Raw genomic sequence first — 12811 nt, 5'->3', positions numbered from 1 at the left:
GGCGCCGGGCACGCCGCCCGCTTCCTCTGGAGTCCTCACATGCTTACTTCCAGGCGGCGCGTCGCGCTGCTCTCCTCCACGCTCGCCGGTGCCGTGGCCGGTGCCGGCGTCCTCGCCGCCGTGGTCGCGACCTCCGCGTCCGCGGCCGCCGGCTGCCGGGTCGACTACGCCGTCACCAACCAGTGGCAGGGCGGTTTCGGCGCGAGCGTGACCATCACCAACCTCGGCGACCCGGTCAACGGCTGGTCGCTGGTGTGGTCGTACGCCGCCGGCCAGACCGTCACCCAGGCCTGGAACGCCACGGTCACCCAGAGCGGCGCGCAGGTCACCGCCGGCGACGCGGGCTACAACGCCGCGATCGCCACGAACGGGACCGCGTCGTTCGGGTTCAACGGCTCGTGGAACAACAGCGCCAACCCGGTGCCCGCGTCATTCGCCCTCAACGGGACAACGTGCACCGGGGCGCCCGTCTCTCCCACGACCGGCGCCCCGCCCACCTCGTCCAACCCGACCACCGCGCCGCCGCCGACCACCCCGCCGCCCACGACGGGGCCGCCGCCGGCCGGCGCCAAGCAGGCGGAGGACCTCAACCGCGGCCTGATCAGCGTGCGGTCCGGCTCGGGCAACCTCGTCTCGTGGCGGCTGCTCGGCACCGAGGCGGCGAGCACCGGCTTCAACGTCTACCGGGGCGGCACCAAGGTCAACTCCACCCCGATCACCAACTCGACGAACTACCTCGACAGCGGGGCGGCGGCGAACTCGTCGTACACCGTGCGGGCGGTCGTCAACGGTGCCGAGCAGGGCGCGTCGGAGGCGTCGCTGTCGTTCGCGAACGGGTACCTCGACGTGCCGATCCAGTCACCCGGCAGCGGGTACGTCGCCAACGACGCGTCGGTCGGCGACCTGGACGGCGACGGGCAGTACGAGATCGTGCTCAAGTGGGACCCGGACAACGCCAAGGACAACTCGCAGGCGGGCGTCACCGGCAACGTCTTCGTCGACGCGTACCGGCTCAACGGCACCCGCCTGTGGCGCGTCGACCTGGGCGCCAACATCCGGGCCGGCGCCCACTACACCCAGTTCCAGGTGTACGACTACGACGGTGACGGCGACTCCGAGGTCGCCATGAAGACCGCCGACGGCACCCGCTCCGGCACCGGCCAGGTGATCGGCAACGCGTCCGCGGTGCACCGCAACGGCGACGGCTACATCCTCACCGGGCCGGAGTTCCTGACGATGTTCGACGGGCGCACCGGCGCCGCGCTGTCCACCGTGAACTACGAGCCGCCGCGCGGCACCGTCTCCTCGTGGGGCGACTCGTACGGCAACCGGGTGGACCGCTTCCTCGCCGGCACCGCGTACCTGGACGGCACCCGGCCCTCGCTCATCATGGCCCGCGGCTACTACACCCGCGCGGTGGTCGTGGCCTGGGACTTCCGCAACGGGAGCCTGGTGCGGCGGTGGACGTACGACTCGGGCAACAGCAACGTCGGCGCCTACGGCCAGGGCAACCACAACCTCTCCATCGCGGACGTCGACAACGACGGGCGCCAGGAGGTCGTCTACGGCTCGGCGACGATCGACGACAACGGCGCGTTCATGTACCGCACCGGTTTCGGCCACGGCGACGCGCTGCACGTCGGCGACCTCGTCCCGTCGCGGGCCGGCATCGAGATCTTCACCGTGCACGAGTCGACCAGCCAGCCCGCGATGGACATCCACGCCGGCACCGGGCAGAACATCTGGACCGCGCCGGTCTGCGGCTGCGACAACGGCCGTGGCGTGGCGGGCGACGTGTACGCCGGGAACGCCGGCGCGGAGATGTGGTCCTCCGGCGTCGACGGGCTGCGCAGCACCAGCGGCGCCAACGTCGGGCGCAAGCCGTCCTCGGCCAACTTCCTGATCTGGTGGGACGGCGACCCGGTGCGCGAGCTGCTCGACCAGACCCGGATCGACAAGTACGGCACGTCCTCGGACGCCCGGCTGCTCGACGGCTCGGGCGTGGCGTCGAACAACGGCACCAAGGCCACGCCCGCGCTCTCCGGTGACATCCTCGGCGACTGGCGCGAGGAGGTCATCTGGCGTACGTCCAGCAACTCCGCGCTCCGGATCTACTCCACGCCGGTCGTCACCGACCGGAAGATCCACACGCTGATGCACGACGCGCAGTACCGGGTCGCGATCGCGTGGCAGAACACCGCCTACAACCAGCCGCCGCACCCGAGCTTCTTCATCGGAAACGGGATGGCGACTCCGGCTCAGCCGAACGTCTACCTGCGCTAGACGCGAATGTGGCGGCGGGGATGGGCACCTATCCCCGCCGCCACCGCGGTGCGTTTACGCACCGTGTTCGCGTTTCGCCGGCCCCACGATTCCGGCTGCCCCGCGCCCACTCCTAGAAGAGTAGAGGCGTCCCTGGTGCGGGCCGGTGACGTATCGATGACGTTGTTGTTTCGGGGTGTTAGCTCTCGGTGACTGCCTTCTTCGCCAGCTCGAACGAGCGGATGCGGTCCTCGACGTCGTAGACGAGCGCGGTGAGCATCAGCTCGTCGGCCCGCGTCTTCGCCTGGAGCTCCTCCAGCGCCCGGCGGGCGGTCTCCGGCGACCCGACGGCCTGCCCCTCCCAGCGCTCGGCCATGAACTCCCGCTCGACGTCCGTGTACGGATACGCGGCCGCCTCCTCCGGCGTGGCCAGCGCCTGCGGGCGCCCTTGCCGCAGCCGCAGGAACGAGAGCGCGCTCGGCCGCGCCAGCCACCGCGCCCGCTCGTCCGTGTCGGCGACGACCGTGGCGACGGCCACCATCGCGTACGGCTCGTCCAGCCACCGCGAGGGCCGGAAGCTCTCCCGGTACAGGGCGAGGGCGGGGAGCGTGTTGGCCGCGCTGAAGTGGTGCGCGAACGAGAACGGCAGCCCGAGGAGCCCGGCCAGCCGCGCGCTGAACCCGCTCGACCCGAGCAGCCACACCGCCGGGCTCTCGCCGAGGCCAGGCGTGGCCACGATCCGGCGCGGCTGTTCGCCGGTGAACATGTTGATCAGCTCGCCCAGCTCCTGCGGGAACTGCTCCGCCGACAAACCCTCGACCGTGCGGCGCAGCGCCAGCGCGGTGGCCTGGTCGGTGCCGGGCGCCCGCCCGATGCCCAGGTCGATCCGGCCCGGGTGGAGCGCGGCGAGCGTGCCGAACTGCTCGGCCACCACAAGCGGAGCGTGGTTGGGCAGCATCACACCGCCCGAGCCGATCCGCATCGTCGAAGTGGCGGCGGCGAGGTGGGCGATCAGCACCGCGGGCGCCGAGCTCGCGATCGCCGGCATGTTGTGGTGCTCGGCCACCCAGAACCGGTGGTAGCCCATCCGCTCGACCGCGCGGGCCAGGTCGGTGGTGGCGCGCAGGGCGTCACCGGAGGAGGCGCCGGCGGCGACGGGCGCGACGTCGAGGACGGACAGGGGTACGTCGATCACAAGATCGTGCAACCTCCCGGGCCGCCGCTTTCTTCCTACTTCTTCTGGTACGTCAGCCGCATCGTGTCGGTGTGGCCGGACCACTTCAGGTCGAGGTGCCAGCAGCCCGGCCGCGGCAGGTCGATGATCGACGGCCCGGGACCGCCGCCGACCTCCCGCGTGGTGACCTCGCCCACACCGTCCAGCCGCCCCTCGATCACCAGCGGGCTCCCGGTCTCCAGCGGCGCCCGTGACACCCACAGGATCTTGTTGCTGCGGTCCGGCAGCGGCGGCTGGTGCAGCGGGTACCCGAAGATGATCGCCACGATGTCGCCGCGCTCGCCGAGCACGTACGGCATCCGCGGTTCCTTCTCGCTGAACCCGGTCCGCGCCCACTCCGGCAACACCCGGCTCGGCACGTCGGCCGCGCAGTTGGGGAGGGATTCGACAGCTGCCGCCGGCGCGGGCGCGGACGTCTGTGGGGCCGCCGCGGGCTGAGTCGAGTCGCACGCCGCCAGGACCAGGACGGCGGCGACCGCCGCGATGCGTCTCATGCCCGCTCCGAGTCGCGCGCATGGTCGCGGGTTCCCGCGTTTAGGGTGGGCGGGTGCTGGAGTCACTCGCCGAGGTCCTCGACCGCTACAAGCCGCGCACCGACACCGAGGCCACCGACGTGGCCCGCGTCCGCGACCTGCTGGCCGGAGACCCATGGTCCCGCGCCACGCCGCTGCACGTCACCGCGTCCGCCGTCATCGTCCACCCGCCGACGCGCCGCGCGCTGCTCCGCTGGCACGCCCGCCAGCAGGCCTGGCTCCAGGTGGGCGGCCACGGCGACCCGGGCGAGACCGCCCCACTCGCGGTCGCCCTCCGCGAGGGCCGCGAGGAAACCGGCCTGGACGACCTGGTGCCCTGGCCCGACGCCCAGCTCGTGCACGTCGCGGTGGTCTCGGTCACCCCGTCCGCCACCGAGCCCGCACACGAACACGCCGACCTGCGCTTCGTCCTCGCCACCGACTCGCCCGAGGCGGCCCGCCCCGAGAAGCCCGGCGCCGACCTGCGCTGGCTCTCCATCCCGGAGGCCCAGAAGCTCGCCGGCCCCGACAACCTCCGCGAAACCCTCACCCGCGTCGACGAACTCTTCGTGACCTAGATCTCGAGTCTCGCGCCGCTCACACCGCCGCGGCGGTTACTCGCGGCGACGAAACCCCGTTGCTTTCCTGGATCGCCGATCCGGCATTGTGGACAAACGTCGACCACCGCCGGGCGCGACCAACGGCGGACGGGTGAGGCCGCGGGAAATGCACCCCAAGAAAACGCTCCGCTGCGCTCCACGTTTCCCCGGGGGCCCCGCGCAGCGGTCTGGACCACGACGGACATCGCGGTAGCTCACATCTTTGTCCTAAAGGAATCAGCGCCCGCCCACCTCGACTCCGAAAGGGCTCTAAATCCCGGCGCCGGGCCAGCCGAAGGCGTCCGTGGCGTTGGTGGTGGCGGCCTTCGCGGCTACGCCGTCCAGGGCTGGGCAGGAGTTGAGCGCGGCCGTCGGGTCCGGGGTGCCCATCGGGAAGGGCCAGTCGCTGCCGAGCAGGACCTTGTCGGCGCCGAAGACCTCGACCATCGCGCGGGCCATCGTGGCGTCGTGGGTGAGGCTGTCGACCCAGAAGCGGCGCAGCGCGTCGCGGACGGGCAGCTCCTGCTCGGGCACGCCGGGGCGGGTGGTCTCGACGCCGCGGGCCCAGCGGCCGGCCAGTGCGGGCACCACGCCGCCGCCGTGTACCAGGATCACGCGGAGCGCGGGGTGGCGGGCCAGCACGTTGCCGAAGACCAGCTGGGCGGCGGCGACGGCGGTCTCGACCGGGTTGCCGAGCAGGTTGTGCAGGTAGAAGTCGGCCAGGCGGTAGTCGGGGGACTGGGCCGGGTGGAGCATCAGCGCGCGGCCGTCCGCGTCGAGTGCCTGCCACAGCGGCTCGTAGGCGGGGTCGGCGAGCGACGGGCAGCGGCCGCCGGCGCCGGCCACGACGCCTACCCAGTCTCCGTCGGCGGTCGCCTGGTAGGCGCGGAGCGCGGCCGCCGGGTCGTGGAGCGGGAGGAAGGCCAGCCCGCGCAGGCGGGAGTGGCCCGCGAGTCGGGTGGCCAGGCCGGTGTTGACGGCGGCGGCCCACTCCACGCCGTCGTCGTTGGTGAGGTCCTGGCGGTAGTACGGCGGCGGGACCGACACGATCGCGCCCGCCAGGCTCGCCGCGTCGAGGTGTGACTCCAGGCGGTCCGGGTCGGCCAGGTCGGGCGGCCCGTCCACCGTGTACACCCGGTCGAGCACCGGCGCCAGGTGGGTGTGGACATCCACGCCGGCGCTCATGCCCCACCCCTTAGCACGGCGATCGCGTTGATCTCGATCAGGTAGTCGTCGTGCACGAACCGTGACACCTCGACCATTGTGGACGCTGGCGGCTCGCCGGTGAAATGCTGCCGCCGCACCTCGTGGATGGCCGCGAAGTCGCGGATGTCGCGCACGTACACGTCGACGCGCGCGATGTCGTCGAGTGTGCCGCCCGCGGCCTCGACGGCGGCGGCGAGGTTACGGCAGACCTGGTGGGTCTGCTCGGTGATGTCGCCGACGCCGGCGATCGTGCCGTCCGCCCGCCGCGCGGTCATCCCGGAGATGAACACGAACCGGCCCGGCCCGGCCACCGTGGCCTGCGAGAAGTGGCCGTTGGGCGGGGCCAGGCCGGGCGCGACGAGCGGCTCCTTGGGCATGTCAGCGGGCGTCTTCCTCGCTGGTGTACCAGTCGGGCTGGGTCGGGTAGTGCGGCCCGTCGTAGACCTCCAGCAGCACCGACTCCTCCTCGGCGCGGGTCGGCCCGTGCACGCTGCCTTTCGGGTTCCAGTAGAAGGAGCCGGGGGTGAGCGTGATGCCGGTGGGCTCGTACGTGTACCGGCCGCTGAGGCAGAACATGAACTGGTTGGAGGCGTGCGCGTGCGCCGACGGGATGCCCGCGCCCTTCTCGAAGCGGACGAGCGCGATCGAGGCGCCGCTCTCGTCGTCGCGCCACAGCATCTTGTGGGACAGGCCGGCGAGCGTCTTGTCCACCCAGGACAGATCGTCGGTCTGCACCATGATCTCGCGGAACCGGCGCAGCGCCTCACCCTGGTCGCCGGCCGCGGCCCGGTCGGGCAGCTCGCCGGAGTAGGCGGCGGGTTCGGAGAGGTTCACCTCGGGAGTCCTTCCGGTAAGGGAACGTCCAGGTCCGCGGCGAGGTCGCGCAGCCGCGCCAGCACACCCTGGTCGACCGGCACGCCCCGCCGCACGGCGTCGCGTAGCCGCTCGGCCGAGCGCTGGCCGGGCAGGAGCACCCGGTCGACGCCTGGCGCGAACGGCGGCGCGGTCACCGAGGCTTCCAGATTGGCCAGCCGGGTGGCAAACCCGTCGATGTCACCGAACGCCGCCACGTCCAGCGCGAGGAAGAAATGCCCGCACTCGTTGGGTACGGCGGTGTCCGCGTACAGGCCGTTGACCCGCTCGCCGTAGCCGCCGCCGGCCAGCACACCGGCGAGCACGTCGACCATGAGCGCCAGCCCGAACCCCTTGTGCGCGGCGGCCGGCAGCAGCATGCCGGCGAGCGCGGCGGCCGGGTCGGTGGTGGGCCGGCCCTCGGCGTCGGTGGCCCACCCGTCCGGGATGCCGTTGCCGTTGCCGGCGGCCAGGCGGATGCGGCCGATGTTCGCGGCGGAGAGCGCGATGTCGAGCACCAGCGGCTCGTCCGGGTCCGGGCCCGGAACGCCGATCGCTACCGGGTTGTTGCCGACCACCGGGTGGCCGCCGCCGGGCGCGGGCATCATCGGGCGGGTGTTGGCGGTGGCGATGCCGATGAAGCCGGCGCGGGCGGCGGCGCGCGCGTAGCGGCCGGCGGCGCCGAAGTGGAACGCGTGCCGCACCGCGACCGCCCCGACACCGAACTCGGCCGCCTTGGCGGTGGCGAACGCCATCGCGTGGTCGGCGGTGAGCACGCCGAGCGCGTGGCCGGCGTCGAGGACCGCGATGCCGCCGGCGTCGACGAGCACCTTCGGCTCGGTGCGGGTGCTGACCGAACCCTGGCGGAGGCGCTCGACGTAGACCGGTACCAGGTGGGAGCCGTGCGAGGCGAGGCCGCGCAGGTCGGCGTCGACCAGGGCCTCGGCGACGGTGGTGGCGCCGTCCGCGGGCACGCCAACGGCGGCGAAAAGCCGCGCGACCAGCGCGGACAACGCCTCAGCCGGTACGAGGTCGGTCACGTGCCTCCCTCCGTCGAGCGCCGGACGCGCCGGTAAGTTATATCAAATATCTGGTCCGCTGGCTCAGTCGGGCTCGCGCGTGAAGCGATTTTGACGGAGGTCCGTGGTGAGGTAGGGACGTGATCACCACGTCCGCCGGTGTCCGCCGCACCTACTACGCCCTCCAGCTGGGCAACACGCTGGCCGCCTCGCTCATCTGGGGCATCAACACGATCTTCCTGCTCGACGCGGGCCTGTCCAATCTGGAGGCATTCGCCGCCAATGCCTTCTTCACCGCCGGCATGGTGCTTTTCGAGGTGCCGACCGGGGTGGTCGCCGACCTGTGGGGGCGGCGCGCCTCTTTCCTGCTCGGCACGGTGACGCTGGCCGTCACCACCGGGCTGTACGTGCTGCTGTGGCAGGTCGAGGCGCCCTTCTGGCAGTGGGCGGTGGTCTCGCTGCTGCTCGGGCTCGGCTTCACGTTCTTCTCCGGCGCGGTCGAGGCCTGGCTCGTCGACGCGCTCACCGCGACCGGATACACCGGCCAGCTGGAGACCGTCTTCGCCCGCGGGCAGGCGATCAGCGGCGGCGGCATGCTGGTCGGCTCGGTCGCCGGCGGCTACATCGCCCAGCTGGTCAACCTCGGCGCGCCGTTCGTGCTGCGGGCGGCCATCCTCGCGCTGATGTTCGTGGCGGCGTCGCTGTTCATGCGGGACATCGGCTTCACCCCGCGGCGCGACGCCCGGCCGGTGGCCGAGATCCGCGAGATCGTGTCCAGCTCCGTCGAGTACGGCTGGCGCATCCCCGCGGTCAAGTACCTGATGCTCGCCGGCCCGTTCACCGGTGGGGTGGGCATCTACGTCTTCTACGCGCTCCAGCCGCACCTGCTCGACCTGTACGGCGACCCTTCGGCGTACGGCGTGGCCGGGCTCGCCGCCGCGCTCGTGGCCGGCGCCCAGATCGTCGGCGGCCTCGTCACGCCGGCCATCCGCCGCCTCTTCCACCGCCGCACCTCGGCACTGATCGCGGTCGAGGTGCTCTCCACCGGCGTGATCGCGCTGCTCGGCCTGCTCGCCAACTTCTGGGTGGCGCTCGTGCTCGTCGCCGCGTGGGGGCTGCTCTTCGCGGCCGCGATGCCGATCCGGCAGGCGTACCTCAACGGGCTGATCCCCTCGCAGCAGCGCGCCACGATCCTGTCCTTCGACTCGCTGATGTCGAACACGGGCGGGATCGTGACGCAGCCGTTGCTGGGCCGGGCGGCCGACGTGTGGGGCTACCCGGCCTCGTTCCTCGTCTCGTCGGTCGTGCAGGTGGCGGCGCTGCCCTTCGTGGCGCGTTCCCGAGCGCAGCGCGCGCCCGCCGACACCGACGTCGCCGCTACTCCGACTCCTTGAGGCGGTCGCGGGCGTCGCGCTCGACCAGGTTGGGCACGAAGTCCCGGACCGGTGCGTCCGCGTACTGCTCGCGAACCTCCTCGACGACCTGCTCGACCTCGGTGGCCGGGTGGTCGTCGAAGTCGCTCGCCAGTGCGTGCTTCACATGCTCGACGGCGACCTGCTCGCGCAACTCCTCGTCGATTCCGGGGCGGTGTTCCTCGGTACTCATGTCCGCGCAGTACCCAGTTTCGCCGACCCTGTACCGTTCCACGAGACCCAACCCCCGACCGGCGGAAGCGCATGCGCAGCAAGACCGAGCTCCAGGAGGCGATCCGCCGCGAGCGGCGCACCGTTCTCGTCGTCAACACCCGCTCCCGCCGGGGCCGCCGGCTCTTCGAGGTGGTACGCGAGCGGCTTGACGGCTTTCACCTCCTCGGCACATTTCCGGTCGACCACCCCGGCCAGCTGCGCGGCGTGCTGGCCGACGCGATCGCGCTCGGCCCCGACCTGCTCGTGGCCGGCGGCGGCGACGGCACGGTCAGCGAGGCCGCGCGCCACCTCGCACACCGCGACATCGCGCTCGGCGTGCTCCCGCTCGGCACCACCAACAACTTCGCCCGCGCGCTCGCCATCCCACCCCGCCCGGCCGGCGCGCTGGGCGTGCTCGCCGCGGGCCACGTCGTCGACGTCGACCTGGGGCAGGCCGGCGACACCATCTTCGCCAACCACGCCAACGTCGGCCTCTCCGCACAGGTCGGCGTGCGCGTGCCGGCACGGCTCAAGCGGCACATCGGCAAGTCCGCCTATCCACTGACGGCGGTCGCGCGGCTGGCCTGGCACCGGCCGTTTCGGGCCCGCATCACGGCGGCCGGCGCCGAGTACGAGGTGGTCACCCACCAGCTGAACATCGTCAACGGCCGCTTCCAGGCCGGCCAGCCGATCACCAGCGACGCCACAGTGGACGATCGCCTCCTGCACGTGTATCCACTCGGCGGCCACCTGCGGCGCCAGCTGCTCTCCGCGAGCCTGCGCCAGGCGTTCGCGGGCCGGCGCCGCCCGACCGCACCCCCGTTTCTGGCCACCGACGACCTGCTGGTCGAGACCGACCCGCCGCTGCCACTCGACGTCGACGGCGAGGTGCACGGCCGCACCCCGGTCCGCATCCGCCTGCTGCCCAACGCCCTCCGCGCCCTGGCCGGACCGTCCTTCGTAGACACCTGAGGCACCACGCGGCGGCCTTCGCGACCTTCGTGGCCGTTGAAAAGATCAAGTTCCAAAGATTCTTGAGCTACCGCGATGTCCGCCGTGGTCCCGACCGTCGCTCCCGCGGCCTCACCCAGATCGTCTGGTCGCGCTCACCCATTTACCCCGGTGGGGAGCGCCCTCAGCGGCCCGACCGGCGCGAGAGCGAGGGTCGCCGCGGTCCTTGCCGCTGCTCTCGCGGCCTCACCCGTCCGCAGCCGGTAACGGTTGGTTGTTTTGTCCACAATGCCCTGTGCCGAGGCGGTGAGCGACGGGCCGGACAGAGGCGCCGTCACCGTGAGAGGGCTATCCGTTCGCTCAGCGCGCGATCAACACGGGTGCCGTGGATGCGGTCGATACGCGACATCTGTCGACGGACGCCGCACCCACGGTCAGCGAAGCGGCACGCGGACAGACCGCGAACCCGACTCCGAAAGGTCTCTCGGTCCGAAGCTGGCCGCGCCTGACCAACGGCGGCCGGAGTTCTAGGCGGCGGGGTGGCCTTGGCCGTTGCGGGTCGGGCCGGCGGGGCCGCCCGGGCGGCCCCGGTGGGGGTCAGCCCAGCTCGGCGATGTGCAGCTGGATCAGCTCCTCGTCGGCGCCGGCCTCGATGAGCAGGTCGACCGCGACGATGGCGTACCAGTTGTCGGCCATCGCGTGCGCGGCCGCGGCCTCCGCGAGCAGGTCGGGGTCGGACGAGGTGGCGGAGAGCTCGGCCAGGGCATCGGCCCGGGTCAGGCCCGGCCGGTAGCCGCCGGCGTGATCGTCGGCGATGCGGTGCAGCCGGTCGACGGTGGCCTGCCGGTTTTGCGTACGGGTCTCGGGCACCCACCCACCCCATCGCACATGTGTTCGAATCGGGGCCGCGGCTCACCGGGGCAGCTCGGTCAGGCGGCGGCGCAGGTGGGCGAGTTGGGGCTCGCTCAGGCCGAGCGCGATCGCCTGCTCGTAGGCCACTTTCGCCGCGTCCGGCCGGCCGTCGCGGCGGAGCAGCTCGGCGCGCGTGGCGTGCCACCACGGGTAGCCGTCGAGGCCGGTGATGCCGTCGACGAGCGTGAGCCCGGCGGCCGCGCCGTCGCGTTCGGCCACCGCCACCGCGCGGTTGAGGCGCACGACCGGGCTGTCGCGCAGGGCGAGAAGCACGTCGTACCAGGAGATGACGGCGTCCCAGTTGGTCTCGGCGTAGCTGGGCGCGAGCGCGTGACAGGCGGCGATGGCGGCCTGCACCACGTACCCGTCGGGCCGGTCGGGTGTGCGGCGCAGCGCCCGGCCGACCAGCTCGACCCCTTCCTTGATGGCCTCCTGGTCCCACCGCGCGCGGTCCTGGTCGGCGAGCAGCACCTGCGCGCCCGCGCCGTCGAGGCGGGCGCCGCGCCGCGCGTCGTGCAGCAACAGCAGCGCGAGCAGGCCCAGCGCGGTCGGCTCGTCGGGCATCAGCTCGGCGAGCAGGCGGGCCAGCCGCACCGCCTCGCCGGTCAGGGCGACCCGCACGAGGTCGGCGCCGGCGCCGGCCGCGTACCCCTCGTTGAAGATCAGGTAGATGGTGGTGGCTACCCCGGTCAGGCGGGCGGGCAGCTGCTCGGCCGGCGGCACCCGGTAGGGGATGCCCGCCTGCGCGATCTTCTGCTTGGCGCGGGTGAGGCGCTTGGCCATCGTCGCCTCGGGCACCAGCAGGCCGCGCGCGACCTCGGCCGTGGAGAGCCCGCCGAGGGTGCGCAGCGCGAGTGCCACCTGCGCCTCCAGCGACAGCGCCGGATGGCAGCAGGTGAACACCAGCCGCAGCAGGTCGTCGCGGACCACCTCGGGCGGGTCGGCCTCGGGCTCGAAGAACATCGTCGCCTCGGCCTCCTTCCCGGCCCGCCGCGCCTCCCGGCGGATGATGTCGACGGCCCGCCGCTTGGCCGTGACCAGCAGCCAGGCGCGGGGGTTGTCGGGTACGCCGTCGCGCGGCCACGTCTCCAGTGCCCGCACGACGGCGTCCTGCGCCGCGTCTTCGGCGAGGTCGATGCTGCCGGTGACGCGCGCGAGCGTGGCGAGGACGCGGGTGCCCTCCTCGCGGACCAGCCGCGCGACCGCGTCACCGGTCGGCATCCGCGCCCTACTCGCCGAACTCGAGCACCGGCCGCACCTCGACGGCGCCGTCCCAGGCCGCCGGGATCTTCGCGGCGGTCGCCACCGCCTCGTCGAGGTCGGCGCACTCCAGGATGTAGAAGCCGGTCAGGGCCTCCTTCGTCTCCGCGTACGGCCCGTCGGTGGTGACCGCGTCGCCACCCTTGCCGGCGGGCACGCGGACGGTGGTGGCGCTGGTCGTCGGGTACAGCACCTCGCCGCCCCGCAGCACCGCGGCGGCCGCCTCGCCGAACTCGTTGTACTCCTTCGTCACCTCGGCGAACTCCGGCTGGGTCCAGTCGACGTCGTGCGAGTAGATGAGTGCGACGTATTTGGGCATTGCTCGCTCCTCAAGGTCGGTGCCGGCGCCGCTCGCCGGCTTCCACTCTAGGGACGAACG

Annotated in this window: 14 protein-coding genes; 4 read left to right on the top strand and 10 right to left on the bottom strand. The window is 72.6% G+C overall.

Annotated elements, in window-relative coordinates; genetic code table 11:
- The first annotated feature begins 39 nt into the window (after positions 1-39).
- Positions 40-2283 (top strand): cellulose binding domain-containing protein, encoded by a 2244-nt coding sequence (locus tag ACTMTJ_RS43495; RefSeq protein WP_441224741.1) that lies wholly within the window; start codon positions 40-42, stop codon positions 2281-2283.
- Between the two features lie 178 nt (positions 2284-2461).
- On the opposite strand, the gene ACTMTJ_RS43490 is transcribed toward ACTMTJ_RS43495, so the two are convergent.
- Entirely contained in the window at positions 2462-3457 is a 996-nt protein-coding gene (locus tag ACTMTJ_RS43490) for an LLM class flavin-dependent oxidoreductase (RefSeq protein WP_441224740.1), read from the bottom strand.
- Positions 3458-3492: 35 nt separating this feature from the next.
- Complete coding sequence (locus ACTMTJ_RS43485; RefSeq protein WP_441224738.1) at positions 3493-3990, bottom strand: hypothetical protein; 498 nt, start codon at positions 3988-3990, stop codon at positions 3493-3495.
- 53 nt (positions 3991-4043) lie between these two features.
- Here ACTMTJ_RS43485 and ACTMTJ_RS43480 point away from each other — a divergent pair, with 53 nt between their 5' ends.
- Positions 4044-4586, top strand: coding sequence for an NUDIX hydrolase (locus ACTMTJ_RS43480; RefSeq protein WP_441224737.1), 543 nt, complete (start codon positions 4044-4046; stop codon positions 4584-4586).
- Positions 4587-4877: 291 nt separating this feature from the next.
- Here ACTMTJ_RS43480 and ACTMTJ_RS43475 read toward each other — a convergent pair whose 3' ends face one another.
- Genes ACTMTJ_RS43475 through ACTMTJ_RS43460 form a run of 4 tightly spaced genes read right to left on the bottom strand, consistent with a single transcriptional unit; the run spans position 4878 to position 7705 of the window.
- Positions 4878-5792: an amidohydrolase family protein gene (locus ACTMTJ_RS43475; RefSeq protein WP_441224735.1), complete on the bottom strand. Its 915-nt coding sequence runs from the start codon at positions 5790-5792 to the stop codon at positions 4878-4880.
- Complete coding sequence (locus tag ACTMTJ_RS43470; protein ID WP_441224733.1) at positions 5789-6190, bottom strand: RidA family protein; 402 nt, start codon at positions 6188-6190, stop codon at positions 5789-5791. The genes ACTMTJ_RS43475 and ACTMTJ_RS43470 overlap by 4 nt, the downstream gene beginning before the upstream one ends.
- Position 6191: 1 nt before the next feature.
- Positions 6192-6647, bottom strand: a complete 456-nt coding sequence (locus tag ACTMTJ_RS43465; RefSeq protein WP_441224731.1) for a cupin domain-containing protein — start codon at positions 6645-6647, stop codon at positions 6192-6194.
- Positions 6644-7705, bottom strand: a complete 1062-nt coding sequence (locus tag ACTMTJ_RS43460) for an Ldh family oxidoreductase (RefSeq protein ID WP_441224729.1) — start codon at positions 7703-7705, stop codon at positions 6644-6646. Before ACTMTJ_RS43460 ends, ACTMTJ_RS43465 begins: the two co-directional genes overlap by 4 nt.
- A gap of 119 nt (positions 7706-7824) precedes the next feature.
- Here ACTMTJ_RS43460 and ACTMTJ_RS43455 point away from each other — a divergent pair, with 119 nt between their 5' ends.
- Positions 7825-9078: an MFS transporter gene (locus ACTMTJ_RS43455; protein ID WP_441224727.1), complete on the top strand. Its 1254-nt coding sequence runs from the start codon at positions 7825-7827 to the stop codon at positions 9076-9078.
- On the opposite strand, the gene ACTMTJ_RS43450 is transcribed toward ACTMTJ_RS43455, so the two are convergent.
- Entirely contained in the window at positions 9062-9289 is a 228-nt protein-coding gene (locus ACTMTJ_RS43450; protein ID WP_441224725.1) for a three-helix bundle dimerization domain-containing protein, read from the bottom strand. The genes ACTMTJ_RS43455 and ACTMTJ_RS43450 overlap by 17 nt on opposite strands.
- Positions 9290-9360: 71 nt before the next feature.
- Between ACTMTJ_RS43450 and ACTMTJ_RS43445 the strand changes: the two genes are divergently transcribed.
- Positions 9361-10281, top strand: coding sequence for a diacylglycerol/lipid kinase family protein (locus ACTMTJ_RS43445; protein ID WP_441224723.1), 921 nt, complete (start codon positions 9361-9363; stop codon positions 10279-10281).
- A 576-nt stretch (positions 10282-10857) separates the two neighbouring features.
- Here the strand turns inward: ACTMTJ_RS43445 and ACTMTJ_RS43440 are convergent.
- Genes ACTMTJ_RS43440 through ACTMTJ_RS43430 form a run of 3 tightly spaced genes read right to left on the bottom strand, consistent with a single transcriptional unit; the run spans position 10858 to position 12751 of the window.
- Positions 10858-11130, bottom strand: a complete 273-nt coding sequence (locus ACTMTJ_RS43440) for a hypothetical protein (RefSeq protein WP_441224721.1) — start codon at positions 11128-11130, stop codon at positions 10858-10860.
- A gap of 42 nt (positions 11131-11172) precedes the next feature.
- On the bottom strand, positions 11173-12393 hold the full coding sequence (locus ACTMTJ_RS43435; RefSeq protein ID WP_441224719.1) for an RNA polymerase sigma factor: 1221 nt from the start codon (positions 12391-12393) through the stop codon (positions 11173-11175).
- A 7-nt stretch (positions 12394-12400) separates the two neighbouring features.
- Complete coding sequence (locus ACTMTJ_RS43430; RefSeq protein ID WP_441224717.1) at positions 12401-12751, bottom strand: YciI family protein; 351 nt, start codon at positions 12749-12751, stop codon at positions 12401-12403.
- Between the last annotated feature and the right edge of the window lie 60 nt (positions 12752-12811).

Origin of the sequence: Phytohabitans sp. LJ34 (assembly GCF_052068095.1) — a bacterium.
In the GTDB taxonomy this organism is placed as follows: domain Bacteria; phylum Actinomycetota; class Actinomycetes; order Mycobacteriales; family Micromonosporaceae; genus Phytohabitans.
Note: the sequence above shows the minus strand (reverse complement) of the source record. Positions and strands in the feature narration are given on the sequence as shown.